The organism is Pseudomonas sp. DL, from assembly GCF_047199225.1.
Classification (GTDB): domain Bacteria; phylum Pseudomonadota; class Gammaproteobacteria; order Pseudomonadales; family Pseudomonadaceae; genus Pseudomonas; species Pseudomonas aeruginosa.
Genome location: NZ_CP178323.1, coordinates 4363373 through 4389525 on the forward strand (window position 1 = coordinate 4363373; position 26153 = coordinate 4389525).

Below are 26153 nucleotides of genomic sequence, written 5' to 3' on the forward strand. Positions count from 1 at the left end.
GCAGAACGTGGCCAGAACGACGCTCGAATCGATCCAGCACGCCATCGAGGTGAATTCGTCCCTGGCCCTTCCCATCGCCCTGGAGAATCTCTCGCGTCTGACCCACCTCGCGCTGCTGACCGTCCCCTTCAACCTGATCCACATCCTGGTGTTTTCCCTGAAGGACTTCCGCCCGGACCTCGGCCATCAGCTCTGGCGCCAGGAAATCATGTACGCCCATGGCGCCATGGCCCTGCTCTTCGGCGGCATCGGCCTGCTCGCGCTATGGCTGCGCCGCCAGCCGCCCAAGCTGTGGCGCATGCGCCTGCTGATCCTGCTGGGCGGCGCAGGGATCATAGGCTTCGGCGTCGCCATCGCCTGCATCGACCAGCGCATCACCAGCAACATCACGCCGCTGCTGCTGGCCTGTTTCGCCTGCGCCATGTTCATCCTGATCCGCCCGGCCTACGCGGTGCCCTTCTACGGTCTGGCGATGCTGGCCTTCGAGGTGGCGATGGACCACGCCCAGGCCGACCCGCAACTGCGCCTGTCGAACCAGGCCAACGGCCTCACCGCGTTCGGCCTCGGCCTGCTGCTGTCGCTGATCCTCTGGCACGGCCACGTGCGCAACCTGCGCCAGCAACGCAAGCTGGAGTTGCAGCGGCAGGAGCTGGAGGAGAAGAATCGCCAGTTGGAGTACCTGGCCGGTCACGACCCCCTGACCGGCCTGTTCAATCGTCGCGAGTTCGACCAGTTGGTGCTCATGGAGCTCGCGCGCATCGCTCGCCAACCGCAGCCGCTGAGCCTGCTGATGGTCGACCTGGATCACTTCAAGTACATCAACGACCGCTATGGGCACCCCTTCGGCGACGAGGTCATCCGCCATGCCGCCAACCTGCTGCGCGGCAATACCCGTAGCAGCGACAGCGTGGCGCGCCTGGGCGGGGAAGAATTCCTCCTGCTCCTGCCCGACACCGCCGAGCAGCAGGCTCGCAGCCTTGCGGAAAAACTCCGCGAACGCCTCGAAGGTACCCCGCTGGCGACGCAGGACGGCGTGCTCTGCCTGACCGCCAGCTTCGGCGTGGCCAGCCTCGACGGAGGCGGCCAGGCCAGCTACGAGCAGCTCTACAGCGCCGCCGACCAGGCTCTCTACCGGGCCAAGAGCAGCGGTCGCAACCGGGTGGAAGTGATTCGCCTGGCCAGCCTCGCGGAAAGCCTGCGGTAACAATTGATCGGCCGGCCCTGACGAGCGGTCGGTCAGCCGCCCGAACCTTGGTTAAGATGGTCCGTGGCGCTCTAGCTCGCCGCTCTTCCTGCCCTTCCGACCTGCCCGACCTCGCCCGGCCCCATGCCGCGGCCTTGCCGTTGGCGTCGTGCGGGAAGACCGGCGCAGCGCCGTTGTCCGCATTACCAGGGGAGAACCATGCTCAAGCACCTGCTCGTGCTCACCTGTGCCCTGCTCGCCAGCTCCTCGGCCCTGGCCCAGGTGATGGCCCGCGACCTGGGCGATTTCGAACTCAAGCTGGCCACCAGTCCGACCCGCAGCATGGCCCAGGGCCTGGTCACCCCGGGCAGCTCCGGCAGTTTCCACGGCGGCCTCGACCTAAGCCACGAAAGTGGCTGGTACATCGGCAACTGGACCTCCAACCTCGACCCCGGCAAGCCCACCGAGATCGACTCCTACGCCGGCTTCAAGCGCCCGCTGAACAACCGCCTGGGCTACGAAATGGGCCTGATCCGCTACAGCCGCCCGGAGCAGCCGGCCAACGACGCAGCCGAACTCTACGGCGGCCTGTCGATCTTCGGCAGCCGGCTCGGCGCGGCCCTGAGCAGCGACCCGGGGCGCAACGACACCACCCTGTTCGCCGACCTCGGGGTCAACCCACCGTTCGGTTTCGACGTCACCCTGAAGTACGGCAACCATCGCCTGGACAACCCGGCGAGCCTCAGCGGCGGGGGCTACGTGAGCGTCTTCAACGACTGGTCGGTGAACCTCTCGCGGCCCTGGCTGGGCATCGACCTGAACCTGTCCTACAGCGGCACCAGCCTGACCGGCAGCGATTGCAGCGCCTACTCGGGACACAACAGCTACTGCGACACCACGTTCATGCTGAAGGCGTCGCGTCCGTTCTTCTGAGTCGTCAGTCGTCCTGGCGGCGGGTACGCTGGGCGAGTTCGTCGAGCTGTTTCTGCTCGCGCTTGTCCTCGGCCTGGCGCGCCTCTTCCAGGTAGCGCTCGACCAGCTTGCGCAGCCCTTCCAGGCGGGCGTATCTCTCCTGCCAGTTGAGCCGCGCCTTGTCCACCGCCTCGCGGTGCCAGGTCACGCTGTTGGCCTGCTGGGCGACGGCGGTCTCCAGTTGCGAGAGGAAGCGCTGGTAGTTCATCAGCCACTGGCCACTGACGCCCTTCTGGCCCTGGCTGATCCATTGCTGCTGGTAGTCGTTGCGGTAGCGTTCCAGCTCCGCCAGCTTCTGCTGTGCCGCGAGCAATTGCTGCTGGCACCTGCCCAGCTGGGTCGCGGCATCCCGCTCGGCCTTGCTGGCCATGTCCACCACCGGCGCCAGCCGCGCCGCGCGCTTCTCCATGCCTCAGGGCGCCTCAGGCCTGCCCGCCGGCGAGCAGGCTCGCCAGCCGCGCACGGCTTTCCGCCAGGCTTTCGCTTTCGTCGAGGCCCTGGCGCAGGAACTGGCGCATGACCGGGAAGCGCGCGATGGCCAGGTCGGTCTCGGGATCGCCGCCGGCCACGTAGGCACCGACGCTGATCAGGTCGCGACTCTGCTGGTAGCGCGACCAGAGCTGCTTGAAGCGCTGGGCGTCGCGCAGGTGCTCGGCCTCGACCACCTGCGGCATCACCCGGCTGATCGAAGCTTCGATATCGATGGCCGGATAGTGGCCTTCCTCGGCCAGCCGCCGGGACAATACGAAGTGCCCGTCGAGCACGCCGCGAGCGGCGTCGGCGATCGGGTCCTGCTGGTCGTCGCCCTCGGAGAGCACGGTGTAGAACGCGGTGATCGAGCCGCCACCGGCTTCGGCATTGCCGGCGCGTTCCACCAGCTTCGGCAGCTTGGCGAACACCGATGGCGGATACCCCTTGGTCGCCGGTGGCTCGCCGATGGCCAGGGCGATCTCGCGCTGGGCCTGGGCGTAGCGGGTCAGCGAGTCCATCAGCAGCAATACGTTCTTGCCCTTGTCGCGGAAGTACTCGGCGATCCGCGTGCAGTATTGCGCGGCACGCAGGCGCATCAGCGGCGCGTCGTCGGCCGGCGAGGCGACCACCACGGAGCGCTTGAGGCCTTCCTCGCCGAGGATCTCGTCGATGAACTCCTTCACCTCGCGGCCCCGCTCGCCGATCAGACCGACGACGATGATGTCGGCCCTGGTGAAGCGGGTCATCATCCCCAGCAGCACCGACTTGCCCACCCCGGTACCGGCGAACAGGCCGAGGCGCTGGCCGCGGCCGACCGTGAGCAGGCCATTGATCGAGCGGATGCCGACGTCGAGAGGTTCGCTGATCGGGTGGCGCTTGAGCGGGTTGATCGTCGGGCCGTCCATCGGCACCCAGTCTTCGGCGCGCATCCCGCCCTTGCCGTCGAGGGCGCGGCCGGCGCCGTCGAGCACGCGGCCGAGCATCGACATGCCCATCGGCAGGCGCCCGGTGTCCGGCAGCGGCACGACCCGCGCGCCGGGCGCGATGCCGGCGAGGCTGCCGACCGGCATCAGGTACACCTTGCTACCGGAAAAGCCCATCACTTCGGCCTCCACCTGCACCGGGTGGTAGCCGCTTTCGTTGATCACGTTGCAGCGGCTGCCGACCGCGGCCTGCAGGCCTTCGGCTTCGAGGGTCAGGCCGACCATGCGCAGCAGGCGGCCCTCGACCACCGGCTGCGCCGGCAGCGAGACAGCCTCGGTGTAGCCCTCCAGGCGCCTGGCGAAACTGGTTCGCTCAAGGCGCATCGACGTCTCCGGGGGCGTCGAGGTCGATCCGGATGTCGCTGGCCAGCGGATGGGTCGCCTGTTCGCGCTGTTGCTCGAACAGTTGCTTCACTGCCTGCGCCAGGCGCGTCTCGATGGTCGCGTCGATGCGACTGTGCTCGGTCTCGATGCGGCAGCCGCCGGGCAGCAACGAATCGTCCTCGAGAATCCGCCAGCTCTCTTCGTGGCGCTCGCGCAGCGCCTTGACCCGCTCGAAGTCCTGCGGGTTGACATGGATACGGATGTTCGCCGCGCCCATCGGCAGCAGCTTCAGAGCCTCGCGCAGGACCTGGCGGACATGGCTGGAGTCCATGTGCAGTTCGCGCTGGATCACTTGGCGGGCAACGTGGTTGACCAGGTTGACCATGCCCTGCTCGATCAGGGCGTCCTGCTCGGCGATGGGTTCCAGAAGCTGCGTCATCAGACGCTCGAGACTTTGCAGGCGCTCCTTCAGCGCCTCCTCGGCTTCCTGCCGCGCCTTCAACTGGCCGGCGTGGAAACCGTCGCGCTCGCCGGTGGCGAAGCCTTCGTTGTAGGCGTCCTGGCGGATCGCCTCGATCTCCTCCAGCGTCGGCGGCTTGACGGTCTCCAGCTCGACCTCTTCCACCGCCGGCGGCGCCGGCGCGGGTTCGGCGACCGCGGGCACCTGCGGCGCGGCAACGGCCGGCTCGTCGCGCGGCTCGTCGAAGCTCGGCAACGACCAGAGGCCGAAGGCCGCCACGTCCTTGCCGCGGATCAGTTCGCTGGGATTGTCTTTGTCCTTGTCGTGGGGGACCACCTCAGATCATCTCCTCGCCACCCTTGCCGCCCAGCACGATATCGCCGGACTCGGCCATGCGCCGGGCAATGGTGAGGATTTCCTTCTGCGCACCTTCCACTTCGCTGACCCGTACCGGCCCCTTGGCCTCCAGGTCGTCGCGCAGCAGCTCGGCGGCACGCTTGGACATGTTCTTGAAGACCTTCTCGCGGATCGCCTCGTCGGAGCCCTTGAGCGCCAGCACCAGTACGTCCGAGGAGACTTCCCGGAGCAGCGCCTGGATGCCACGGTCGTCGACGTCGGCGAGGTTGTCGAAGACGAACATCAGGTCCTCGATCTGTCCGGACAGGTCTTCGTCGACCTCGCGGATCGAATCCATCAGCTGGCCTTCGATGGAGCTGTCGAGGTAGTTCATGATGTCCGCCGCGCGCTTGACCCCGCCCATGGTGGTGCGGGTGGCGTTGGAATTGCCGGCGAACTGCTTCTCCAGGATCAGGTTGAGTTCCTTCAGCGCCGAGGGCTGCACGGTGTTCAGCGAGGAGACGCGCAGGACGATATCCAGGCGCACCTTGTGGTCGAAATGGCTGAGCACCTCGGCGGCCTGGTCGGGATCGAGGTAGGCGACCACGATGGCCTGGATCTGCGGGTGTTCGTAACGGATCACGTCGGCCACGGCACGCGGCTCCATCCACTTCAGGCTGTCCAGGCCGCTGGTGCTGCCGCCGAGGAGGATGCGGTCGATCAGGTTGTTGGCCTTGTCCTCGCCGAGGGCCTGGGTGAGCATCTTGCGGATGTAGCCGTCGGCACCGACGCCGAGGCTGGTCTGGTCGCCGACCACTTCGACGAACTCGCCCATCACCTGCTCGACCTGTTCGCGATGCACGTTGCGCATCGACGCCATGGCCACGCCGACCCGCTGCACCTCTTTCGGTCCCATGTGCCGCAGCACCTGCGCCGCGTCGGTCTCGCCGAGCGACAGGAGCAGGATGGCGGCCTTGTCGACCTTGGTCAGTTTGGCGGCGAGACGATTCTCACTCATGGCGCTTACTCATCGGCGTTGATCCACTCTTTCACGACCTGGGCGACGCGGCCCGGGTCCTGTGCGACCAGGTTCTTGATCGCGTTCAATTGCGCATCATACCCCTCCGTGGGGCTCGGCAGGAGGATGCTCGACGGCCCGCCGATGCTCACCCGGTCGTCGGCCAGCGAGCCTTCCAGGCCACTCTCGCCCAGCGCCAGGTCGCCGTCGCGACCGCCGCCGCCGGCCAGCGACTTGCCCTTGCCGCCGCCGGTGATGTTGCTCAGCACCGGACGCAGCACACCGAACACCAGGACCAGGATGAACAGCACGCCGAGCACCTGCTTGACGATGTCCCAGAACCACGGCTGCGAGTAGAACGGAATGCTGTCGATCTCTTCGGCCTGGGCCGGGGCGAACGGCGCGTTGATCACGCTGACGCTGTCGCCGCGGCTGGCGTCGTAGCCCACCGAATCCTGTACCAGGCGGGTGAAGCGCGCCAGTTCGTCGGCGCTCCAGGGCTGGTGGCTGACCTCGCCGGTCTTCGCGTCGACCTTCATCTGGTCGTCCAGCACCACCGCCACCGACAGTCGGCGCAAGCGCCCCTGCTGCTGCTTGGTGTAGCTGATCGAGCGGTCCAGTTCGTAGTTGCGGGTGGTCTGGTCGCGCTTGTCGGTCGGGTACGGCGCCAGCTCCGGCTTGCCGGTCTTCGGATCGATGATGGTCTGGCCGTTGGCGTCCTTCAGCGGCTGGCCCGGCGCGACGTAGTCGGCCGGCGCGCTGGCGGTGGCCTGCTGCGGCGCGCTGGCCGGGCCCGGCGGCTGGTTCGACAGCGCCCCCGGCACGCCCTGCGGGCCGGACGAATTCTGCCGTTCCTCGTTGTTGCGTTGCTCGCTGCGCAGGGCCGGCTGGTCCGGGTTGTACATCTCCGAGGTCGACTCGACCGCGCTGAAGTCAACGTCGGCGGACACCTCGGCCTTGTAGCGACCGTTGCCCAGCACCGGTTGCAGGATATTGTGCACGCGCTGGGTGAGCAGGCCTTCCATGCGCCGGGTAAAGTCGAACTGCTTGCCGGCCATGGTCAGCTCGGAGAGTTCCTGCTGGTCGGAGAGCAGGTTGCCCTTCTGGTCGACCACGGTGACCTGCGACTTGTCCAGCTCCGGCACACTGGTGGCGACCAGGTTGACGATCGCCATCACCTGGCTCGGCTCCAGGCTGCGACCCGGATACAGCTCGACCAGCACCGAGGCGCTGGGCTTGCGGTCGTCGCGGACGAACACCGAACTCTTCGGGATCGCCAGGTGCACGCGGGCGGCCTTGACGTTGTTCAGGCTCGACACGGTGCGCGCCAGCTCGCCTTCCAGGCCGCGGCGGTAGTTGGTGGCTTCCATGAACTGGCTGGTGCCCAGCGCCTGTTCCTTGTCGAGGATCTCGAAACCGACGTTGTTGTCGGTCGGCGCCACGCCGGCGGAGGCCACCTTCATGCGTGCCCGGCCGAGGTCGTCGGCCTTGACCAGCAGCGCGCCGGAGTTGGGTTCGACCTTGTAGGGAATGTCCGCCGCGGTCAGCGCTTCCACCACACGGTTCGCGTCGACCCCGTTGAGGCTGCCATAGAGCGGCTTGTAGTCCGGCTGCTGGGACCAGAGCACGACGGCGAAGCCGATCGCCACGCTGGCGGCGAGACCGACCAGCAGGCCGATCTGGCGCAGCATGGTCATCTCGGAAAGGTTGTCGAGGAACGACAGTCCCGGGAAGGATTTCTGCAGCATCCCGGCACCGCCGCTCTTGGCGGGAACCTGGCTGTCGATCAGTGCATCGGCCATGAACTAGTTATCCTCGCGCCGCTCAGACCGGCATCTGCATGATGTCTTGGTAGGCCTGGACCAGCTTGTTGCGCACCTGGGTCATGGCCTGGAACGACACGCTGGCCTTCTGGCTGGCGATCATCACGTCGGTCAGGTCGACGCCGCTCTGGCCGACCTCGAAGGCGTTGGCCATCGCGGTGGAGGCCTGCTGGGTCTCGTTCACCTTGTCCACGGCCTGGGAGAGCATTTCCGAAAAGCTCGGCGCCCCCGCTTCGGCCGGCGCCTGAGCCGGTTTGGCCTTGGCCATGGCTTCCATTTGCATGGAACGCATTTCCAGCATCAGACGATTGAACTCGACACCCTGACTCATGACTCTTCCTCCAACAGCCGCGGCTTTTTTGACGCCGCCCGGCACTTTGCAGAGGAGTTAGCAACAAGGGTGCCAAGTCGCCCCCAAGGCCCGGCATCGGCGTTCGCCGCCAATGCCCGCGACCGCAGCAGGGTCCGTCCCTGCTCCGGTTATCGGCAGGCGCGCACGCTCGAACAGCCCCGGGCGACGACCGGCGGCGGACGCAAAAGGCCCGCACGAGGCGGGCCTGGGGAACATGGCGAGCCCTCAGATGGCGTAGAGATAGGCCTCCACGTCCATCCCGGCGTCGCGCATCTGGGCGAGCTTGTAGCGCAGGGTCCGCGGGCTGATGCCAAGGCGCTCGGCGGCCTCCTTGCGGCGGCCGCGCTCGGTGCGCAGGGTATCGATGATCACCTGGAATTCGCGGCGGCGCAGGTCGTCGCCCAGCGCGCCGCTAGCGTCCTGGCCTGCGGCCGGCGACGGAATCTCGACGCTCGGCGGGGTGGCCGGTGGCATTGCCGGCATGGGCACCGGCACCGGGGCCGCGAGCGGCATGCCGATCGGCGCGGTGAGGCACAGGTCGGCGGGCTGGATCAGGCCGCCCTGTTGCAGGATCAATGCACGCTGGATGGCGTTGTCGAGTTCCCGTACGTTGCCCGGCCAGGCATGCCGGACCAGGCACTGGGCGGCCTCGGGGCCGAGCGCCACCGCGCCGAGGTTCATCTTGCGGCTGTGCTTGCGCAGCAGACGCTCGGCCAGCGGCAGGATGTCCGCAGGGCGTTCGCGCAGCGGCCGCCAGGCCAGCGGGAAGACCGACAGGCGATAGTAGAGGTCCTCGCGGAAACGCCCCGCCGCGACTTCCACCGCGAGGTCGCGGTTGGTCGTGGCAAGCACGCGGATATCCAGGTTGATCGGCTTGCGCGCACCGACCCGCTCCACCTCGCGCTCCTGCAATACGCGCAGCAACTTGGCCTGCAGGCCGAGGGGCATTTCCGATATCTCGTCGAGAAGAATGGTGCCGCCGTCGGCCAGCTCGAACTTGCCGGGCTGGGCGGCAATGGCGCCGGTGAAGGAACCTTTCTCGTGGCCGAACAGGGTGGCCTCGAGCATGTTGTCCGGGATCGCCGCGCAGTTGATCGCGATGAACGGCTTGCCGGCACGCGGCGATTGCTGGTGGATATAGTTGGCCAGGACTTCCTTGCCGGTCCCGGACTCGCCGGAGATCAGCACGGTGGAATCGCTGCGCGCGACCCGCGCGGCCAGTTCCAGCAACTGCCGGCTGGCCGGCTCCAGGGCCACCGGACCATCCTCCTCGCTGCCCGGCAACTGGCCCAGCGCATGGCGTGCCACCAGGTCGAGCAGCGCCCGCGCCTCGAACGGCTTGACCAGGTAGTCGGCGGCGCCCTGGCGCATCGCCTCGACGGCGCGATCGACCGCGCCGTAGGCGGTCATCAGCAACACCGGCAGGTGCGGGTAGCGTGTACGGATCAGGCCGAGCAACTGGTGTCCGTCCATGCCCGGCATGTTCACGTCGCTGATCACCAGGCTGAAGGCTTCGCGGGCCAGGACCGGCAGCGCCGCCTCCGCCGAGTCCACGGCGACGAACTCGTGACCGCCCAGTAGCAGGGTGTCGCTGAGGGCTTCGCGTAGTGCGCGGTCGTCTTCGACCAGCAGGACTTTGGCTGCCATGGGGTTACTCCTGAATCGCAGAAAGAGGCGCCGCCGGAATCAGCGGCAGGATCAAGGTGGCGCAGGTGCCGCGCCCCGGCCGAGAGCGCAACTGCAATTGCCCCTGGTGGGCGCGCGCCACGGCCTTGACCACCGCCAGGCCGAGCCCGGTACCGGTGGTCTTGGTGGTGAAGAAGGGTTCGCCCAGGCGCGCCAGGGTCGCCGGGTCCATACCCGGTCCGTTGTCGCTGACGCTGAGGCGCAGGCTGTCGGCGCGGGCATAGAGATGCACCTTCAGGCGCAGTTCGGGCCCGCAGGCCTGGATCGCGTTCTCCACCAGGTTGAGCACGGTGCCCACCAGGGTGTCGCGATTGCACAGCAGCTCGCCGCCGCGCGCCTCGCACTGCCAACGCACCTGGAGCCCCTGGACATGGACTTCGGCCGCCGCGCGCAGGCTGTCGAACAGCGCCTTCGGCGCCACCCGGTCGGTCAGTGGCAGCTCGCCGCGGGCGAACACCAGCATGTCGCGTACCTGATGCTCCAGTTCGTGCAGGCGCTCCTTCAGGCGCCCGGCGAAGCGTTGCTGCTGGTCGGTCGGCAGCGCCTGCTCGCTGAGGTGCCCGGCATAGAGCAACGCCGCCGACAACGGCGTGCGGATCTGGTGGGCCAGCGAGGCGACCATCCGCCCCAGCGCCGACAGGCGCTCGTGGCGCGCCAGTTGCTCCTGGAGACGGCGGGTATCGGTGAGGTCGTTGAGCAGGATCAGTTGCCCCGGTTCGCCGTTCAGCGAGCGGGTGGCGATGGACAGGCGACGTCCGTCGCGCAGGGAAATCTCGTGACCGTCATCCTCGCGCGGAGCGAAGCAGCGGGCGATCACCTCACGCCAGAGCATGCCCACCAACGGCTCGCCAAGCAGGCCCAGGGCCGCCGGGTTGGCCTCGCGGACCACGCCATGGGCATCGATGACGATGACGCCGCCGGGAAGCAGGTCGAGCAGGCTCTGCAAGCGGTTCGCCAGGCGCTCCTTTTCCGCCAGCTCCTCCATGCGCTGCGCGCTGACCAGGGCCAGTTGCCCTTTCAGCTCGGTAACGCGCTCCTCCAGCAGGCTATAGGACTCGCTGAGCTGGCTGGACATCTGGTTGAACAGCGCGAAGGCCTGCTCGAGGCCGGCGCGGCTGGTGGCCTCGGCCGTATCGGCTGGCTGCTCGGGGAAGGCGTGGAGGGCTGGTTGCATTGCGTTTCTCTCGGTCGGCGCGACGTCATGGTTCTGTCGGTCGACGGAGATATAGCAATACCCGTGCCTAAATTTTTTTCATTTGAAAATCAAAGCGTTGCGAAACGACCTGTCAATCATCCGACAGGTCGTCGTCGCGCCGGCTCATGCCGTACTTGCGCATCTTCTCCACCAGCGTGGTGCGACGGATGCGCAGGCGTTCGGCGGCCCGCGCGACCACTCCGCCGGCGTCGTCGAGGGCCTGCTGGATCAGGCCCTGCTCGAGGTTGGCCAGGTAGTCCTTGAGGTCCAGGCCTTCGGCCGGCAGCATCGCCGGCGCGTCCATTCCCGGCAGCCCGGCGTTGATCGCCGCGCGCTCTTCCAGCTCTTCGCGCAGGCTGCTGGCGAGTTGCTCGTCCTCGTCGTCGACATGGCGGAATTTCTTCGGCAGTTCGCCGACCCCGATCACCCCGTAGGGATGCATGATCGCCAGGCGCTCCACCAGGTTCGCCAGTTCGCGGACGTTGCCCGGCCAGTCGTGGCGGCAGAGCGACATGATCGCTGCCGAGTTGAAGCGGATCGACCCGCGCTTCTCATGCTCCATCCGCGAGATCAGTTCGTTGAGCAGCAGGGCGATGTCTTCCACCCGCTCGCGCAGCGGCGCCATCTCGATGGGGAATACGTTGAGGCGGTAGTAGAGGTCTTCGCGGAAAGTGCCGTCCTCGATCATCTTCTCGAGGTTCTTGTGGGTCGCGGCGATGATCCGCACGTCGACGTTCTGCGTCTTGTTGCTGCCGACCCTTTCGAAGGTGCGCTCCTGCAGCACGCGCAGCAGCTTGACCTGCATCGGCAGCGGCATGTCGCCGATCTCGTCGAGGAACAGGGTGCCGCCGTTGGCCAGCTCGAAACGTCCGGCACGGCTGGTGATGGCACCGGTGAAGGCGCCCTTCTCGTGGCCGAACAGTTCGCTTTCCAGCAGTTCCGCCGGGATCGCCCCGCAGTTCACCGGGACGAAGGGCCCCTCGCGGCGCTTGGAATGGTAATGCAGGTTGCGCGCCACCACTTCCTTGCCGGTGCCGGACTCGCCGAGGATCAGCACGCTGGCATCGGTATCGGCGACCTGCTGCATCATCTGCCGCACCTGCTGGATCGCCCGGCTGGTGCCGACCAGGCTGCGGAACAGGTTCGGCTCGCGGGAACGGCCGCGCTCGCGGGCCTGGTCGTACATCTCGCGGTAGACCTGGGCGCGATGCAGGGAGTCGAGCAGCTTGTTGTAGCTGGGCGGCATCTCCAGGCTGGCGAGCACCCGGCGGCGCAGCTCTTCCGGCCAGTCGGCCGGGGCCGGCTCGCCGATCAGCAGGATCGGCAGGTACTCGTCCCAACTGGCCAGCTGCTTCAGCAGCTCTACCGCCCCGCCCTTCGACTCGACGCTACCGAGCAGCACGCACAGGGCTTCGCGACTGTTGCTCAGGCCCGCCGCTACCTCTCGCCAATCCTCGCTGTTGCAGGTCAGCTGATCTTCGCCGAGGAAGTTGAGAATGACTGCCAGGTCGCGACTGCGATCGAGATTGTCGTCAATCAGCAAGAGTTTGGTTTCGCGCCACATTTTGATCAGCTGCCTTGCATCGAATGGGTCTCGCTCGACCCGAAAGAGGGCTGGGACTAATGCCTATTTCTAATAAGCAGCCAGCATTTGGCCACTAGTTAAGTCAAATGTGAACGATTAGTCAATTTTATGGCGTGTTTTTTTTGCTGTTTCCGACAGGGAGAGGCAATAAAAAACCCCTACAGACCGCATGGAAAGCAGTACTGGCAGGGGTTTTGGGGGATATGTAAATTTTTCCGAAAAGCCTTGCGCCAAAGTAACGGCACAAAGCCATGAAAAACTTATCCGAACATCTGGTAGACCTTGGCGCCTTGCTTCGACTGGTTCAGCTGGATCAGATCGGTGGCCAGCTTGCGCTGCTCGCCCTGGCAGACATCGATCAGCTCGCGATACAGCGCCAGCAGCTCTTCCATCCGCGCCCGCAAGGTGGCTTCGTCCTGTACATCGAGCATCGCCTCGTCGACGGCCTGGCGGCAACGCTGGTCGAGTTCACCGATGGCCTCCCAGTTCTGGCTGGCCAGGGCAACGCGCAGGGCGCTACCGGTTTCTTCAAGGATCTGTACAGCTGCACTCATTGCTTGGTCCCTCTGGGGATGCCTCTCAGGGGGCAATCGCATCCCAACCGGATTTGATGTTGCGCAACAGCTCGGAAACTTCCTCGAGCTTGCCCGCGTCGTTCTTCAAGTTGGCTTCCGTCAGGCGCATCGACATGTAGGCGTAAAGGCGGTCGAGGTTGGCTGCCAGCTCGCCGCCCGCCTCGAAGTCGAGCCCTTCGCGCAGGCCACCGACGATGGCGATGGCCTTGCCGATCAGCTCGCCCTTCAGCGCCACTTCGCCGCGCTCCAGGGCTCCGCGGGCCTGCGCCATCCGGGTCAGGCCGCCTTCCATCAGCATCTGGATCAGGCGATGCGGGCTGGCATCGATAGCCTGAGCCTGGGTACTGACATTCTGGTATTGCCGCATGGCTGCCATTGCGTTCATCGACGGTTGCCTTGTTCGGTGACTGATACGCTCTATATCGGTCGGCTACCGCGATTCTTTAGCGCCGTTCGCTGTCTTCGCCCTGCGCTTCGGCGCTGCCAATGGCATCCCAGGCCTGCTTGATCTGGCCCAGCAGCGCCTCGACCTCGTCCAGCGGACGCGGTGTGTCGTCCAGCGCGACACCAGCCAGGCGGCGGGTCATGTAGTCGTACAACGCATCCAGATTGCCGGCTATCTCGCCGCCCTGCTGGTGATCGAGGCCAGCCTGCAAGGCGCCGATGATCGACAACGTGGTGCCTACCGCTTCGCCGCGCAGCGCCGGGTTGCGCTCCAGCACCGCGCGCCGGGCCAGGGCGATGCGTTCGAGCGCGCCGTCCAGCAGCAGCTTGACCACCTGGTAGGGCGGGACGTCCTGTGCGCTGCCTACCTGCCGGTAGGTATCGATAGGACGCGACATCAGCTTTTCTTCACAAGGCCAGGCAGGCTGCTAAGAGCCTGGGCCATGCGTCCGCTGGTCTGGTTGAGCTGGCCGATCAACTGGTCCATGGCGGTGAACTGCTTGAGCAAACGATCCTGCAACTGCTCGACCCGGCGATTGAGCGCTTCGCGCTGGGTATCCACCGACTTGATGGTGTCCTGCAATCCATCCAGGCGCTGCTGGAGCACACCGCCGGTCTGGGTGTAAGGCGTGAGCTTGTCGTCGAGACGCTTCATCAGGCCGGTATCGCCGGTGAACAGAGCGGAAACCGACTCGAACTTGTCCTTCAGAACCTTGTCGAGTTTCTTGTCGTCGATTTCCAGGGTGCCGTCTTTCTTGGTGGTGATACCCATGTCGGCGAGCATGCGAACATCGGTACCTTGCCCCGGCTGGACCATCTCGTTGCGCATGGTGGTGAGCAGGTTGCGCACGCTGCTGTCACCGACCAAGGCACCGACCACGGGAGCCTTGTCGTCGCCCACCTTGGTCACGCCGGTCAGTTCCGAAGTCACGCCGACCAGCTTGTTGTAGGCCTCGACGAACTTCTTGATGTTGTCCTTGACGCCGCCACGGTCCTGCTCGACCGAGATGGTGATCGGCTTGTTGGTGTCGGTGACCGTCTTCAGCTCGAAGGTGACGCCGTTGATGACCTTGTCGACCGTATTGGTCGGACTTTCCAGGGTCAGGCCGTCGATGCTGAACTTGGCATTCTTCGCCTGGGTGATATAGCCGCTGCTGCTGGAGGAGGTACCGTCCAACTGGGACAGGGTCAGCTTGCCATCGGCGCCGACGCTGCCGATGTTGAAGTTCTCCAGGCCGGAACTGCCCTGGACGAACACGTCCTTGCCGGCGCCGGAATCCTTGCCGGTGAAGACCAGTCGCGAGGTTCCGTCTCCAGGGTTGTTGACGATGTTGGCGGTGATGCCCTTGTCCTTCAGCTGCGCGTTGAGCGAGTCGCGCACTTCGGCGAGGGTCGCGCCCGCCGCGACGTTTACCGTGACACCGGCATCGTCGGCACCCTGCTTGATGGTCAGGGTTCCGCCGGAAGTGGTCTTGTAGCCATCGGCAAACGACGCGGTGGCCACCTTGCTGACACTGGCCAGCTGGGTCACTTCGAGCTTGTAGATACCCGGCAGGGCGTCCTTGGTCGCGGTGGCGGTGGCGAACTTCTCGTCGCTGGTACTCGCCGAGCGCTTCTGGAACAGCTCGGGCTTGTTCAGTTCCTTGAGGATGGTCTGCAGGTCGGAGATCGCGCTCTTGAGCTGGCCGATGCCGGTGAACTTGGCGGTGGTGTCGCTTTCCAGACGCTTGAGCTGCGCCTCCTTCGGCGCCTTCTCGGCCGCCACCAGGGTGGAAACGATGTTCTTGATATCAAGGCCCGAGTTGTAGCCGTTGATCGTCGTACTGTTCGCCATCTTGCTTCACCTCGTCAGCTCATTGACGCTTTGTCCTTCCAATTCCAACAGACACTCAAAAGACGTGCCAATTCCGCTCAGGCTTCCGCCTTGAACAGCAGGCTGCGCGCTTCGTCCAGTCGCTCTGCCAGGCGCAGGGCCTCTTCGGAAGGGATTTGCCGGATGACTTCTCCGGAAGTCGAATCGGTCACCTTGACCACTACCCGCCCCGTGGAGTCGTCCAGGCTGAAACTCAGATCACGACGGATGCTCTGGGTGAACTTCTCGATGGAGGAAACCGCCTCCTCGACCGCAGCGCGTTGCTCCTTGTCGCCCATCCTGACGTCGCCCGTCCGTTGCGCGCTTGCGCTGGCGGCCGCCTCGCCGGCCTGGCCGGCCGGGCGTGCGCCATCGGAAGAAGACGCCGAGCCGAACAGCCGGATTACCGGAGCAGCCGTCGAATTGTTGACATTGCTGACGTCCATCGTCGCTACCTCTCAATGAGATACGAGGGGAAGCGCGCCAGCGCTCCCCCTCGTGACTTCACCTTGACCTCGCCGAAGCTTAGCGCAGCAGGCTCAGAACCGACTGCGGCAGCTGGTTGGCCTGGGCCAGGATCGCGGTGCCGGCTTGTTGCAGCACTTGGTTCTTGGTCAGGTTGGCGGTTTCGGCTGCGAAGTCGGTGTCTTCGATCCGGCCGCGAGCAGCCGATACGTTCTCACCGATGTTCTTCAGGTTGTTGATGGTGTTGTCGAAGCGGTTCTGCACCGCACCGAGGTCGGCACGCTGGGCGTCGATCTGCTTGATCGCCTCGTCGATCACCAGCACGGCGGACTGAGCGCCCTTCGCGGTGGAGATGTCGATCTTGGCGACGGTGTCGTTGGTCTTGGCGAAAGCGGTAGCGGAAGGGGCTACGCCAGCCGCGGTGCCTACGCCGGTGCTGCCGGTGTCAGCGATGACAACGCCGGAAACCGCGCTAGTGATCGCACCGGAGCCATCCTTGCCAGCTTTGGAAACATAGCTGATGGTATCGCCGTCGCTGAAGGCACCGATGCCGACGTTGGCGTCGTTGACCGCTGCGGCGATCTTGGCAGCCGCCTGCTCGGCGGTTTCGTTGCCCTTCATGTCCACCTTGACGTTCACGGCGCTGCCGCCGGTGATGCCGATCGCGATGTCGACGGTGCCCGAAGCGGTTGCAGCAGTGACCGCGCCGCCGCCGTCAGCCTTGAAGTAGGTGCCGTTCAGCGACTCTGCGCTCATCTCGTCGATGCCGACGCTGATGATTTCGTTGGCGGCCGAACCCACCTGGAAGCTGGCGACGCCGAAGGAACCGTCGAGCAGCTTGCGGCCACCGAAGGTGGTGGTGTTGCTGATACGATCCAGTTCTTTCTGCAGTTGCTTCACTTCGCCGTTCAGAGCGGTACGCTCGGAGTCGCTGTTGGAGCCGTTGGCCGACTGCAGGGACAGGTCACGCATACGCTGCAGGATGTTGGTCGACTGCTGCAGGGCGCCTTCAGCGGTCTGCGCCAGGGAGATACCGTCGTTGGCGTTCTTGGTAGCCACGTTCAGGCCGTTGACCTGGCTGGTCAGACGGTTGGCGATCTGCAGGCCGGCAGCGTCGTCCTTGGCGCTGTTGATGCGCGAACCGGTGGACAGACGCTGCAGCGAAGTGTTCAGCGACGCGGAAGAGTTGTTCAGGTTCCGCTGAGTGTTCAGCGAAGCGATGTTGGTGTTGACGGTCAAGGCCATCTTGATGCCCTCCAAGGACGATATGTTTGCCTGAGCTTGCGACCTCGGGTGGGCATCGCCCAGGCACCCCTAAAGTTCGCATTCGTGATCTTTATCGGCGCTTCCCTGGGGAGCTTTAGGTTTTTTTTTGACCATCCTCGTTTTTCATGCATCGGCCCCGTCGGAGGGGTTCGCGCAAGGCCTCCCGAGCGCTGCGGACAGCGACGGAAAGCCCCGCCGGCCGCTCAGTCCGGCATCCAGGCACGATACCAGGCGCGCAAATGCTCGCCGTCGAGCATCCAATCCGCCAGCACCCGTTCGCGCAGGTTATCCCCTGCCCTGGCCGCGGCATCCAGGTCGCGGGTATGCATGCGGATCGCCTCCACCCAGTCGCGGAAACGGTTCTTCACCCGCGTCACCGGCAGATCGTCCTGGTAGCAGCGCACGTCGCTGCAGACCACCGGGAAACCGCAGGCGCCGTATTCCAGCAGGCGCAGATTGCTCTTGCACTCGTTGAACAGGTTCTGCTCCACCGGCGCCAGCGCCAGGTCGAGATCGAGAGCCGCCAATGCCCGCGGATAGCGTTCGATAGGCACCCCCGCATGCACTTCCCTGACGAAGGGACGGATGGACGGCGGGCACATGCCGAAGAACACCCAGTCGACTTCGTCGGCCAGTTCCCGGACCACATCGGCGATCAGTTCCAGATCGCCGGTATGGCTCGAGCCGCCCGCCCAACCGACACGTGGCCGCTCGCCGCGCCGCCGCTGCGCCCGCAGCCCCTGCCACCACCCCACCGGCAGGCGGTTCTCGATCACCCGGATATCCGGGTGGAGACCGGCGAAGGCCTCTGCCAGGGCCGGCGTCGACACCACGAAGCGGTCGACGTAACCCAGCCCGCGACGCAGCGTGCGCAAAATGTCCTTCGGCAGGTGCTGGCGATGGGCGCTCTTGAGGGGCACGTTGGGCAGATAGTCGTCCAGCTCGTAGACCTTGAAGGCCCGCGAGAACGCCTGCATCCGCCGCATGGCCTCGAGACGCTCCTCGCCGACCTGGCGCTGCAGCACCAGTACATCCGGGTCGTAGCGCTCCAGATCGGCCACGTGCATCAGGCCGATCGACAGCGCGCCATCGATGGATGCCGACTCGCACAACGCGCTGAACGGCTGGATCACCCGGTAATGGCCGCAGCCGAACAGGTCGGCGGGGTGCGCCAGGACAGTGGGCAAGGGCCGCCACCCCTGCAACGGGCGCCAGGCCAGCTGCGGGTCGGCCAGCTTGAAACCGCCTTCGGCCTGCAACGAAAAGCCCGGGTTATAGGCGGGATCGCGTGCCAACAACGGTAGCCAGCGCGCGTACAGCGCATCTTCTTCCTCGACGCTCGCCGCCGTCGTGGCAGGCGCATCGAGCAACAGCCGCGCACGCGGCGTCCATACGTTCAGGTAGCCCGCCTGGACCGCCCGCAGGCAGATGTCGACATCGTCCCAGCGCGTCAGCGCCTCGTCGAAACCGCCCAATTCGAGAAACAACTCGCGGCGCATCAACAGGCATTCGCCAGCCACCGCCGAGTAGTTCTGGTCCACCTGCAGGCGCTGCAGGTAACCGGCGTCCTCGTGCGAACGCCCTTCGAAGGCCCGCCCGGCCGGTCCGCATAAGCCGAGCAGCCAGCCGGCGTGGCAGACCCGTCCGTCCGCCGCCAGGAGCTTGGCGCCTACCGCGCCGACTTCCGGACGCTGGCCATGGTTGAGCAACTGCTGCAGCCAGTCCTTGTCGAGGATGCCGCTGCCGGCATCGAGCCAGAGCAGGAATTCGCCACGCGCCCGGGACGCCGCCAGGTTGCGCAGAGCCCCACGGGATAACTGCCCATCGCCTCGCAGCACCCGCACCTGCTCGACACCCATGCCTTCGACGGCGAGCAGCCATTCGCGAACGTCGGCCGCTTCGCCACCCTGTTCCAGCAGAAGGATCTCGTAGTTGGGATAGGCGGTATTCTCCAGCACGGTTTCTACGCAACGCTGGAGCTGCGCCAGGCGCTCCCCGGCCAGCACCAGGATGCTGACCGGCGGTTGCCCGGCGTGGCCGTAGTCCAGCTCGTAGCGCCCCGGCAGCCGGCTTCCGACTGTCGCCTGCGCGTAGCCACGGGCACGCAGGTGGCCTTCGATCGCCGCACGCTCGGCGGTGCTGTCCTGCAGGCGCAGCGCTGGGCCAGACAGCAGTGGCTCGCTGATGTGTCCGATACAGCCCAGGCCCCGCTGCTCGACGAGACGCAACTGGTAGGCCAGCTCGAAAGCCTCGCCGGCGGTCTCGTCGAATCCGCCCGTGGCAAGCAGCGGCTCGCGGCGGAACAACCAGTGCCGGGACAGGCCGGCGGGGAAACTGAGCAGAAGGTCGAGATTCAGGTCCGGGCGCAACGCCGCGCCCAGCTCGCCGTCATCCAGGCGCATGAGTTCGTCGGCGTACACCGCCTGGCAGCTCTCCGGTGCCGCCAGCAGGTCCAGCGCCGCCACCAGCAGGCCGCTGACAGTGAATTCGACGCCCGCTTCGACCAGGAGCAACCAGTCGGTATCAAGCCGGGCAAGCGCCTGGTTGATCGTCGGTATCGGCCCCGCGGCAGGATCGAAGAGCATCGCTCCGTTCCGCGGACTCGTGCCCAGCGGCGCGAACAGGTGGCTCTCGACACGTGGATACGAATTGACGTGCTCCAGGCTCTGCAGGGTACGCTCCACGGCCTCGGTATCGCCGTGGGCATCGAGCACCAGCACCGCGAAGCGCGGCCCACCACCCTGCTCCTGCAGGAATCGATCGATCAGCACCTTCTGCACCGCATCCGGCCGCCGCGCCTCCAGCCAGGTCGACAGCGTGACGCTACCGAAGCCCGCCGCCCGCCTCAGCGCGGCGAGCAGGTTGACCGGCTTGAAGACACGGGCGTCCAGGCGGGTGATCGGTGCCACCCGGACGAAGCGGTTGTCGCCGGCCTGGCGATACCAACCCAGTTCGCGGATAGCCAGGCGGAAGTCGGCATGGCCCTGCTCGCCGATACCGGGCTGGTCGCGCCCGACCTGGCTGAACTGCTGGCGGGAGACGCGGAAACGGGTCAGCGGCCGCGACAGGAACGCCAGGTCGCCACGCTGTAGCAACTGCGCACACATGGCCAGGTCGCCGATCCAGTCGATGGCCCGGCCGTTGAGCATCATCAGGCGTTCGCAGATCTGCAGCAGCGCATCGCGCCGGGCCATCAGACAACTGGGTTCGCCGATGAAGTTGATGGTGTGGTCGGCGAGGAACGAGACCAGCTCGCGACCGTCGATCAGGACGTCGCCGGCGAACGGGAAGCAGGTCGCCAGGATGTCCGGCAGCGGCTGCCCTTCCTCGTCGATACGCAACCGCCGCGACGAGGCCAGGACCACGTTCGGCTCGCGCTCCATCGCTCCCACCAACGCCTCGACGCATTCGGGAAGCAACACGTCGTCGTCGTGGAGAAACTTGACGTACTCGCCCTCCGCCAGGCGGATGCCTTTCGCCGTGCTGCCCAGCTCGCCGAGGCGCGTCTCGTTGCGGAAGTAGCGGATCGGGAATGCCGCGGAGGCGCGCTTCTGCTCGACCAGCGTGGCGATCCGCTCGTCGCTGCTGTCGTCGCAGATGATCAGCTCCAGGGCCAGATAGGTCTGCCCGAGCACGCTGTCGAGGGCGTCCTCGAAGTACTCCAGCTTGTAGGTCGGCATGACGATGCTGACGAGAGCCTGTTCACCCATATTCATTGACCGTTGTCGAAATTGAAGAGCATCGATTCGCCAGGCTAGTCTCTGTCGGGCCTTGCCTTTGGGAATCATCCATAGCCGCGGGCTGCTGTCCGGGTGCGTGTGTCGCTACATGCCGTAAATACTCGTGCAAGGAATGTCATAAGCCGTCTCCGTGACGGAAACCATGCCGGGCACGCTTTGCCGCGCACAGAACAGATTGAACAGTTCCTGCATATCCTGGTTGCGCGAGTCTCCCGGCGGATAGCCATCGAAACCGGCCAGGAGAATTCGTCGCGCTCTGCCGCTGGCGGCCACCGCCAAGGCATAACCGATGACCAGTGAGTTCGGAGCGACGCAGCCCTGAGGGAACACTTCGAACCTGCCGGACCTCACTCCCAACCCGAAATCCAGAAGTTGCTTATCGTGCAACGACATCAGTAATTCGGTAGGCAGGCTCGAGACAGGGGTTATGAGAGGCTGCGGCAGGCGCGCATGGGTTTCGCAATCCGCAAGCAGGCGTACTGGATGGCAGGCTACGCGGAGATCAATCAGGCTGGCGTCGAGATCCGACTGGGTATTCAACGCGACTACCACTGGCCGGGTACGCCGGATATAGGACTCGAGGGCCTGGCGGTGCCTGACCACGCCTGCGCCAGCCCCCAGCAGCAATACTTCCCTGCCTTCCAGCCAGTCGCATGGGGACCAAATCCCTTTCGGCGTTTCATCATAGAGATGACGGGCACTGACGAGCATGTCGCGACGGAAGCTCTGTCCACCTTGCCGACGTAGATAGTCGATAGCGGCAAGCACGTCCTCTTCGCCATAGCGCGGGTCGCCCAGCATTTCCTGGACATAGGTCGGGTGGATGGCATGCTTCCCGGAAAGGTAGTAGAACGCGTTGGTCCCCCAGCCATGCCGCACCTTCAAAGGGGCGAAGTATTCTCCGATCAGGGCCAGCAAGGGGACCAGGTTGGCCCGCGGCTCGGCAAGCTCGATCAACAGTTCCTCGATGCGCACATTGCCGGGGCCGCGTCCCATTCCGGTGATGGTGGCATCCAACCATTCGACGCCCTCGGTCCGCGCGGTCAGGGTGTTCTGTAACGCCAGGCCCATGTTGTCGTGCGCATGAAAACCCAGCGCCCCCGACCAGCCTTCCCGCAGCCAGGCCACGGTCTCGCAGACATCCGCGGGCTTCATGCTGCCCGTGCTATCGGCGAAGTACAGCACGTCGACGGGCCAGTCACTGGCCGATGACGCAAGGCGACTCACCTCCTCACGGGTATGGCCGGCCATTTGCATCAGGTTGAAGCCAACGGCATAGCCTCGGCGCTTCAGCCAGTCGCACGCGGGCAATACACGCTCGAACTCGTGGAAGTGGCAGGCGATGCGCACCATCTTCAGCGCGCTGGTTTCCGCGCTCTCTGGAACCAGTTGTTGCAACGCTGCCTCCAGGCCCATCTCGCCCAAAAGGTCGGCGCCGTTGAGCATCACCGCCAGGGCCAACCCTTCGGGAATGGCAAGGCTGCGGATGAAGTGGTCGGTGGTGTAGGCACAGGCTCCCTTGAACCCTTCGTTGCGCAGAAACCGGAAACCCAGCTCCACGACGTCGACCCGCGCCGCACGCATCGCATCGAGATAACGCTCGATGATCGTGGTGGGGAAGTCCCAGGCGGTGTAGTAGCCACCATCACGGAGGGTACAGTCGAGCACCTTGCTGGTGATCGCCGACAATGGCTGGACCATCCATCAGCTCCTGAGCGTGCAACGCATGTGGCTGCTCGCACCTAGCACTTTCAGCCATTGTTGGAATATAGCCAGGTGCTCCCTGGGCAACTGGTGGATGTGTATAAAAGGAGAGTCCATGGCGTCCTTCGGCAACCAGTTGGCAACCATGTCGACATCGAAATTTCCAGGAGTGTCCATCTGAACGATGCTGTAGCCCGAACGCATGGCGAAATGCCCGATATTTTGCGGAGTGAAAGCCTGCAAATGCATCGGCGGAAAAATACCATGGGCCAGCGCACGAAAGCTGTTGTAACCCAGTGCCTGGTTGTCCATACCGAGCGCGTTAGGTGTATGGAAATGATGGAGCCCTCCATCGCTCATGAGCTTCTTCGTGGCGACCATAAAACCGTGAGGATCGAACAGATGCTCGATCAGCTCGAAATGGATGATCAGGTCGAAGACCCCGCCACTACCGGCAGCAAACTCCTCGGCACTGGCAGCATGGAGCGTGAGGTCGCGGTCTTCGTTCCTAGCGATGGCCGAAGCGTCGATATCAATGCCGGTCAACTCGCATCGGTGCAGGAGATCGCTGGCGTGAAGGGCAGCCTTCAACTCGGATAACAAGCCGCCCGAATTGCAGCCGACCTCAAGGATGCGTATCCGCGCCCGGCCCAGCAGATACTCATCGATCAGAGTGAGGAGAAAGCGCACCCGATCGGAAATTATCCGGTCGCCTGAGCGCTGACGCGCCTTCAACAGGTCGCCGAGCATGCCGTTGCAGCGGCACTGGCTGTAATAATGACCAAGTACCGCCGGCGGCGGGCAAGGCGTTACATACGCGGTGGTGCAGCGCATGCATTTGGCGACACAATAGATACCCTGGAAAGGTTCGAGGTCGGCGCGCTCCTGCGCTCCGCAACAAGGACAACACCTTTCCACGAATGCATGAGAAAACTCCGTGTAAATCGCCAACGCATCGGCGATACGCTGCTCATAGATCGCCAACGCCTGTTCCCGGGTCCGGTTCTGCTGCAGGAAGCTGACATAGGCGGGCACGGAATAGAGCCCCATGCTGCTTTCAACTACCCCCTCTGCAGCCGAGTGGACGTAAGGAGATTCGCTCATGAGTCGCTCCGCCTATAGACCAACTCGTCCCAATCGGTAGGCAGCCTCTTGGGACTTTTCGATAGATTGGCGATATCCCACAACGCGAAGCCGATATCATCCATCTGCTGGAAGGCCTTCGCGGAGATATCACTCCTGCCGCAGAAACCGAAGAGAGACGCTTCGATGGCTATGTAATCGACTTGCCCAGGGGAGACAGCCTCCATCTCCTGGCACTCGTAGCCGTGCATGTCGATGTGGGCGTTACGCAGACACTCGCAATCCTCAACGCTATCGAGACCTGACTCGAGAGAATCCAGTCTGCACCCCAGGTCAACAAGCTTGGAAAACCACAACGACTCGCCAGGCTGTGCGTCGATGCCAAGTATGGTCGGAGCAATCGAGGACGCCAATTGCTCACAGAAGCGCCGAGGCAAATAGGTCCGAGCATAGTCGGCATCGCACCACTCGAAAGTACCGCAGCGAGACGAGTAGGCCGCCGAGTCGTCACGGGGCATGCTGGTCACCTCCAACGCTAGCGGTTCGCGGCTTGCGCTGGAGGATTGCGTCCAACACCCGCTCCACATCCTCGAGGTTATCCACTGAGATGGACTGGTCGCTCATTTCGATCATCTTGACTTCCCAACCCAATTCGAGAAAGCGCAGAATCTCGATGTCCTCGACCTCCTCCAGTGAAGTTTTCGTCGGCCTGGCTGCGAACGCTCGCAGCGCCTCACGCGGAAAGGCGTAGGCACACACCTGACGCCAGGCCCGACTAAACTCGCCTTGTTTGGTCGTCGGAATGGCTGCCCGCGACATGTAGAGCAAGCGTCCATCCGGACGAAAGACCACCTTAGGGACCGATGGGTTGCGAAACGTCGTTTCGTCAGCGATGCCACAGTAGCCATTGATAATCGCTTCCGGGCTCGCCTGGGCTGCATCGATCAGCTTGCGCAGATCGTCAGGATTGAACAGCGGCTCATCGCCCTGAACATTGATGAAGATTTCCGCTGAGACCCGTCCGGCCACTTCGGCGACCCGGTCGGTTCCGGTCAGGCAACGGCTCGAGGTCATGAACGTGCGAATCCCCTCGCCTTCGCAGACTGCGCGGATGCGTTCGTCGTCGGTGGCAACCAGCACATGCTCGGCGTCCACCGCCTGGATGCATTGCCTGTAGGTCCTGACGATCATCGGCACGCCGCATAAGTCGAGCAAGGGCTTGCCTGGCAAGCGTGTCGACGCATGGCGTGCGGGAATGACAACGGCGTACTTCATGGAGTCCCTCATCCGATGGGCGGAAACTGCGTTTTCCGCGACATTTAACCGACCCTACCCCGCCAGAAATCCCGCGAGTTCATGGCAAGTCGGCTGGCGGCCTCCGCCCGCAGCAGAGCTCCATCGCTATCGGAAAACAGGCGGTTCCAGCTTTCAGCGGAAAACGAATAGAACGTGTCACGCTCCAGGTTGAACAGCGCGGTGAACTTCAACGAGTACCAGCTCATATACGGCTCAAGGGCCAGGAGGCGCGCCTGTGCAAAACGGTAAGAGTCGGCCAGGGACTCCACAGGAAAGCCCAGACGCCGGGCATAATCTCGCCAGAGCGCAGATTCGAAGGTGTACTGAGACAGCTCCTGGTAATGCCGCTCCGGCGACAGTTCCAGCCGATCGGACAGCTCGTCGGCGGCCCAGTCTGCCGGACGCGGATCCTCGGGCAGGGACCAGAGCGCCAGCATATCCTCGGTTCTTGCAATCATCGCTTTCTCCGAGAAGTGGAACGGCATGTACTGCCAGGAAGCACCCAGCGAAACCGCGATCTTCCCGGCATTGCGGCCATGCGAGAAGAGTCCGTTGAGCGCCTGGTGAAGCGAACCATGAAGAATGTTGTCGCTGCGGCAACGAACAGCGAACTCGATCCCCTTGTCCGCCAGGCGCTGTACACCCAAGCGTGCCGAACGCAGGATCACATTGCGGTTCATCAAGCCGAGATTCTCCGGCTGTGGAACCAATATCAACTCATCCAGCCAGGGGCGGCAGCGCTCGAGCAATTCGCTGGACTGATGGTCCCAGGTCACCATGCACTGGTAGGCGGACGGGAAATGCGAGCGGTTCCAGGCCAGCACCAGCGGCGTGAAGTCGAACGCCAGGCCCTGGACGAAAATACCCATCCGACTGGAAGGCAGATCGCGCCTCATCGTCAGACTTGGGAGCAGCTCGGCGACGTCCTGCATTTCATCGAGCAGCGCCACGTTGCCCGGATCGAAATCGATAGCGCGTACCGTGCGGAACCTGCCATGAAACTGACTGATCTGGTTCATCACTTCGGGGAAGTGGTTGGCCATGACCACGATCACGGTGTGCTCCAGCGATTCCTGTTCGAGTGCAGACGGCGCCCGAACTTCCACGCCGTGGATGCGCTTCCCCTGATTTTCGGGATAGGGACAGATAGTGTATTGCAGGTTCAGGTACTCGCTCACACACGGGTAGAAATCCTGGAAAAACTGCCCCGCCCCCCATCCGACTAGGCGAACCTTGGAGAGGTCCAGGTCAGGGTACTTGAGGCGTGCACGCAGCAAGGTTCCGGTAACGATAGACATGTTCAAGACTCTTCAGATTACGAGACGAGCATTCGACGTCCA

The 26153-nt window shown here is 64.6% G+C and carries 23 protein-coding genes; 2 read left to right on the forward strand and 21 right to left on the reverse strand.

Annotated elements, in window-relative coordinates; genetic code table 11:
* Window positions 1-7 precede the first annotated feature (7 nt).
* Together roeA and ACI766_RS20240 are read left to right on the forward strand one after the other, a co-directional pair.
* The gene (roeA, locus tag ACI766_RS20235) at window positions 8-1204 is read left to right on the forward strand and encodes a diguanylate cyclase RoeA (protein WP_003082226.1); all 1197 of its coding nucleotides are present in this window, start codon (window positions 8-10) and stop codon (window positions 1202-1204) included.
* A 198-nt stretch (window positions 1205-1402) separates the two neighbouring features.
* Window positions 1403-2116 carry a TorF family putative porin gene (locus ACI766_RS20240; protein WP_003086461.1) on the forward strand — a complete coding sequence of 238 codons (714 nt, stop codon included), beginning with the start codon at window positions 1403-1405 and terminating at the stop codon, window positions 2114-2116.
* A gap of 4 nt (window positions 2117-2120) precedes the next feature.
* Here the strand turns inward: ACI766_RS20240 and fliJ are convergent, their stop codons facing one another.
* From fliJ to ACI766_RS20345, 21 genes are all read right to left on the reverse strand, one after another.
* The gene (fliJ, locus tag ACI766_RS20245; protein WP_003082220.1) at window positions 2121-2564 is read right to left on the reverse strand and encodes a flagellar export protein FliJ; all 444 of its coding nucleotides are present in this window, start codon (window positions 2562-2564) and stop codon (window positions 2121-2123) included.
* A 13-nt stretch (window positions 2565-2577) separates the two neighbouring features.
* Window positions 2578-3933, reverse strand: a complete 1356-nt coding sequence (gene fliI, locus ACI766_RS20250) for a flagellar protein export ATPase FliI (protein WP_003086458.1) — start codon at window positions 3931-3933, stop codon at window positions 2578-2580.
* On the reverse strand, window positions 3923-4729 hold the full coding sequence (gene fliH / locus ACI766_RS20255) for a flagellar assembly protein FliH (RefSeq protein WP_003082217.1): 807 nt from the start codon (window positions 4727-4729) through the stop codon (window positions 3923-3925). The genes fliI and fliH overlap by 11 nt, the downstream gene beginning before the upstream one ends.
* Window position 4730: 1 nt before the next feature.
* Window positions 4731-5747, reverse strand: coding sequence for a flagellar motor switch protein FliG (gene fliG, locus ACI766_RS20260; protein WP_003082212.1), 1017 nt, complete (start codon window positions 5745-5747; stop codon window positions 4731-4733).
* Window positions 5748-5752: 5 nt separating this feature from the next.
* Window positions 5753-7549: a flagellar basal-body MS-ring/collar protein FliF gene (gene fliF / locus ACI766_RS20265; RefSeq protein WP_023087679.1), complete on the reverse strand. Its 1797-nt coding sequence runs from the start codon at window positions 7547-7549 to the stop codon at window positions 5753-5755.
* 22 nt (window positions 7550-7571) lie between these two features.
* Window positions 7572-7901, reverse strand: coding sequence for a flagellar hook-basal body complex protein FliE (gene fliE / locus ACI766_RS20270; RefSeq protein WP_003082207.1), 330 nt, complete (start codon window positions 7899-7901; stop codon window positions 7572-7574).
* A 246-nt stretch (window positions 7902-8147) separates the two neighbouring features.
* On the reverse strand, window positions 8148-9569 hold the full coding sequence (gene fleR / locus ACI766_RS20275; RefSeq protein ID WP_014603176.1) for a sigma-54-dependent response regulator transcription factor FleR: 1422 nt from the start codon (window positions 9567-9569) through the stop codon (window positions 8148-8150).
* Window positions 9570-9573: 4 nt separating this feature from the next.
* Window positions 9574-10782, reverse strand: a complete 1209-nt coding sequence (gene fleS / locus ACI766_RS20280; protein WP_003082199.1) for a sensor histidine kinase FleS — start codon at window positions 10780-10782, stop codon at window positions 9574-9576.
* Window positions 10783-10894: 112 nt separating this feature from the next.
* On the reverse strand, window positions 10895-12367 hold the full coding sequence (fleQ, locus tag ACI766_RS20285) for a transcriptional regulator FleQ (protein ID WP_003086448.1): 1473 nt from the start codon (window positions 12365-12367) through the stop codon (window positions 10895-10897).
* 281 nt (window positions 12368-12648) lie between these two features.
* On the reverse strand, window positions 12649-12942 hold the full coding sequence (locus ACI766_RS20290) for a flagellar protein FliT (protein ID WP_003086445.1): 294 nt from the start codon (window positions 12940-12942) through the stop codon (window positions 12649-12651).
* Between the two features lie 25 nt (window positions 12943-12967).
* On the reverse strand, window positions 12968-13348 hold the full coding sequence (fliS, locus tag ACI766_RS20295; RefSeq protein ID WP_003158217.1) for a flagellar export chaperone FliS: 381 nt from the start codon (window positions 13346-13348) through the stop codon (window positions 12968-12970).
* Between the two features lie 58 nt (window positions 13349-13406).
* The gene (fliS, locus tag ACI766_RS20300) at window positions 13407-13805 is read right to left on the reverse strand and encodes a flagellar export chaperone FliS (RefSeq protein WP_003086441.1); all 399 of its coding nucleotides are present in this window, start codon (window positions 13803-13805) and stop codon (window positions 13407-13409) included.
* Complete coding sequence (gene fliD, locus ACI766_RS20305) at window positions 13805-15241, reverse strand: flagellar filament capping protein FliD (RefSeq protein ID WP_003123161.1); 1437 nt, start codon at window positions 15239-15241, stop codon at window positions 13805-13807. The genes fliS (ACI766_RS20300) and fliD overlap by 1 nt, the downstream gene beginning before the upstream one ends.
* A 77-nt stretch (window positions 15242-15318) precedes the next feature.
* Window positions 15319-15705 carry a flagellar protein FlaG gene (locus ACI766_RS20310; protein WP_003086436.1) on the reverse strand — a complete coding sequence of 129 codons (387 nt, stop codon included), beginning with the start codon at window positions 15703-15705 and terminating at the stop codon, window positions 15319-15321.
* 79 nt (window positions 15706-15784) lie between these two features.
* The gene (locus ACI766_RS20315; RefSeq protein ID WP_003158216.1) at window positions 15785-16969 is read right to left on the reverse strand and encodes a flagellin; all 1185 of its coding nucleotides are present in this window, start codon (window positions 16967-16969) and stop codon (window positions 15785-15787) included.
* A gap of 224 nt (window positions 16970-17193) precedes the next feature.
* Window positions 17194-20700, reverse strand: a complete 3507-nt coding sequence (locus ACI766_RS20320; RefSeq protein WP_087823773.1) for a glycosyltransferase — start codon at window positions 20698-20700, stop codon at window positions 17194-17196.
* A 114-nt stretch (window positions 20701-20814) separates the two neighbouring features.
* On the reverse strand, window positions 20815-22431 hold the full coding sequence (locus ACI766_RS20325; RefSeq protein ID WP_003158214.1) for an aldolase catalytic domain-containing protein: 1617 nt from the start codon (window positions 22429-22431) through the stop codon (window positions 20815-20817).
* Between the two features lie 3 nt (window positions 22432-22434).
* A complete protein-coding gene (locus tag ACI766_RS20330; protein WP_003158213.1) occupies window positions 22435-23538 on the reverse strand; it encodes a class I SAM-dependent methyltransferase in 1104 nt (367 codons plus the stop codon).
* Window positions 23535-24035 carry a hypothetical protein gene (locus ACI766_RS20335; protein WP_003158212.1) on the reverse strand — a complete coding sequence of 167 codons (501 nt, stop codon included), beginning with the start codon at window positions 24033-24035 and terminating at the stop codon, window positions 23535-23537. Before ACI766_RS20335 ends, ACI766_RS20330 begins: the two co-directional genes overlap by 4 nt.
* Window positions 24025-24792, reverse strand: coding sequence for a 3-deoxy-manno-octulosonate cytidylyltransferase (locus tag ACI766_RS20340; RefSeq protein WP_014603178.1), 768 nt, complete (start codon window positions 24790-24792; stop codon window positions 24025-24027). The genes ACI766_RS20335 and ACI766_RS20340 overlap by 11 nt, the downstream gene beginning before the upstream one ends.
* Window positions 24793-24836: 44 nt before the next feature.
* Entirely contained in the window at window positions 24837-26111 is a 1275-nt protein-coding gene (locus tag ACI766_RS20345) for a hypothetical protein (RefSeq protein ID WP_003158210.1), read from the reverse strand.
* Window positions 26112-26153 lie beyond the last annotated feature (42 nt).

Bases quoted from the DNA above. Each gene is read 5' to 3' on its own strand.
- ACI766_RS20240 (WP_003086461.1), top strand. From the start codon at position 1,403: ATGCTCAAGCACCTGCTCGTGCTCACCTGTGCCCTGCTCGCCAGCTCC.
- fliJ (WP_003082220.1), bottom strand. From the start codon at position 2,564: ATGGAGAAGCGCGCGGCGCGGCTGGCGCCGGTGGTGGACATGGCCAGC.
- fliI (WP_003086458.1), bottom strand. From the start codon at position 3,933: ATGCGCCTTGAGCGAACCAGTTTCGCCAGGCGCCTGGAGGGCTACACC.
- fliG (WP_003082212.1), bottom strand. From the start codon at position 5,747: ATGAGTGAGAATCGTCTCGCCGCCAAACTGACCAAGGTCGACAAGGCC.
- fliF (WP_023087679.1), bottom strand. From the start codon at position 7,549: ATGGCCGATGCACTGATCGACAGCCAGGTTCCCGCCAAGAGCGGCGGT.
- fliE (WP_003082207.1), bottom strand. From the start codon at position 7,901: ATGAGTCAGGGTGTCGAGTTCAATCGTCTGATGCTGGAAATGCGTTCC.
- fleR (WP_014603176.1), bottom strand. From the start codon at position 9,569: ATGGCAGCCAAAGTCCTGCTGGTCGAAGACGACCGCGCACTACGCGAA.
- fleS (WP_003082199.1), bottom strand. From the start codon at position 10,782: ATGCAACCAGCCCTCCACGCCTTCCCCGAGCAGCCAGCCGATACGGCC.
- fleQ (WP_003086448.1), bottom strand. From the start codon at position 12,367: ATGTGGCGCGAAACCAAACTCTTGCTGATTGACGACAATCTCGATCGC.
- ACI766_RS20290 (WP_003086445.1), bottom strand. From the start codon at position 12,942: ATGAGTGCAGCTGTACAGATCCTTGAAGAAACCGGTAGCGCCCTGCGC.
- fliS (WP_003158217.1), bottom strand. From the start codon at position 13,348: ATGAACGCAATGGCAGCCATGCGGCAATACCAGAATGTCAGTACCCAG.
- fliS (WP_003086441.1), bottom strand. From the start codon at position 13,805: ATGTCGCGTCCTATCGATACCTACCGGCAGGTAGGCAGCGCACAGGAC.
- fliD (WP_003123161.1), bottom strand. From the start codon at position 15,241: ATGGCGAACAGTACGACGATCAACGGCTACAACTCGGGCCTTGATATC.
- ACI766_RS20310 (WP_003086436.1), bottom strand. From the start codon at position 15,705: ATGGACGTCAGCAATGTCAACAATTCGACGGCTGCTCCGGTAATCCGG.
- ACI766_RS20315 (WP_003158216.1), bottom strand. From the start codon at position 16,969: ATGGCCTTGACCGTCAACACCAACATCGCTTCGCTGAACACTCAGCGG.
- ACI766_RS20320 (WP_087823773.1), bottom strand. From the start codon at position 20,700: ATGGGTGAACAGGCTCTCGTCAGCATCGTCATGCCGACCTACAAGCTG.
- ACI766_RS20325 (WP_003158214.1), bottom strand. From the start codon at position 22,431: ATGGTCCAGCCATTGTCGGCGATCACCAGCAAGGTGCTCGACTGTACC.
- ACI766_RS20330 (WP_003158213.1), bottom strand. From the start codon at position 23,538: ATGAGCGAATCTCCTTACGTCCACTCGGCTGCAGAGGGGGTAGTTGAA.
- ACI766_RS20335 (WP_003158212.1), bottom strand. From the start codon at position 24,035: ATGCCCCGTGACGACTCGGCGGCCTACTCGTCTCGCTGCGGTACTTTC.
- ACI766_RS20340 (WP_014603178.1), bottom strand. From the start codon at position 24,792: ATGAAGTACGCCGTTGTCATTCCCGCACGCCATGCGTCGACACGCTTG.
- ACI766_RS20345 (WP_003158210.1), bottom strand. From the start codon at position 26,111: ATGTCTATCGTTACCGGAACCTTGCTGCGTGCACGCCTCAAGTACCCT.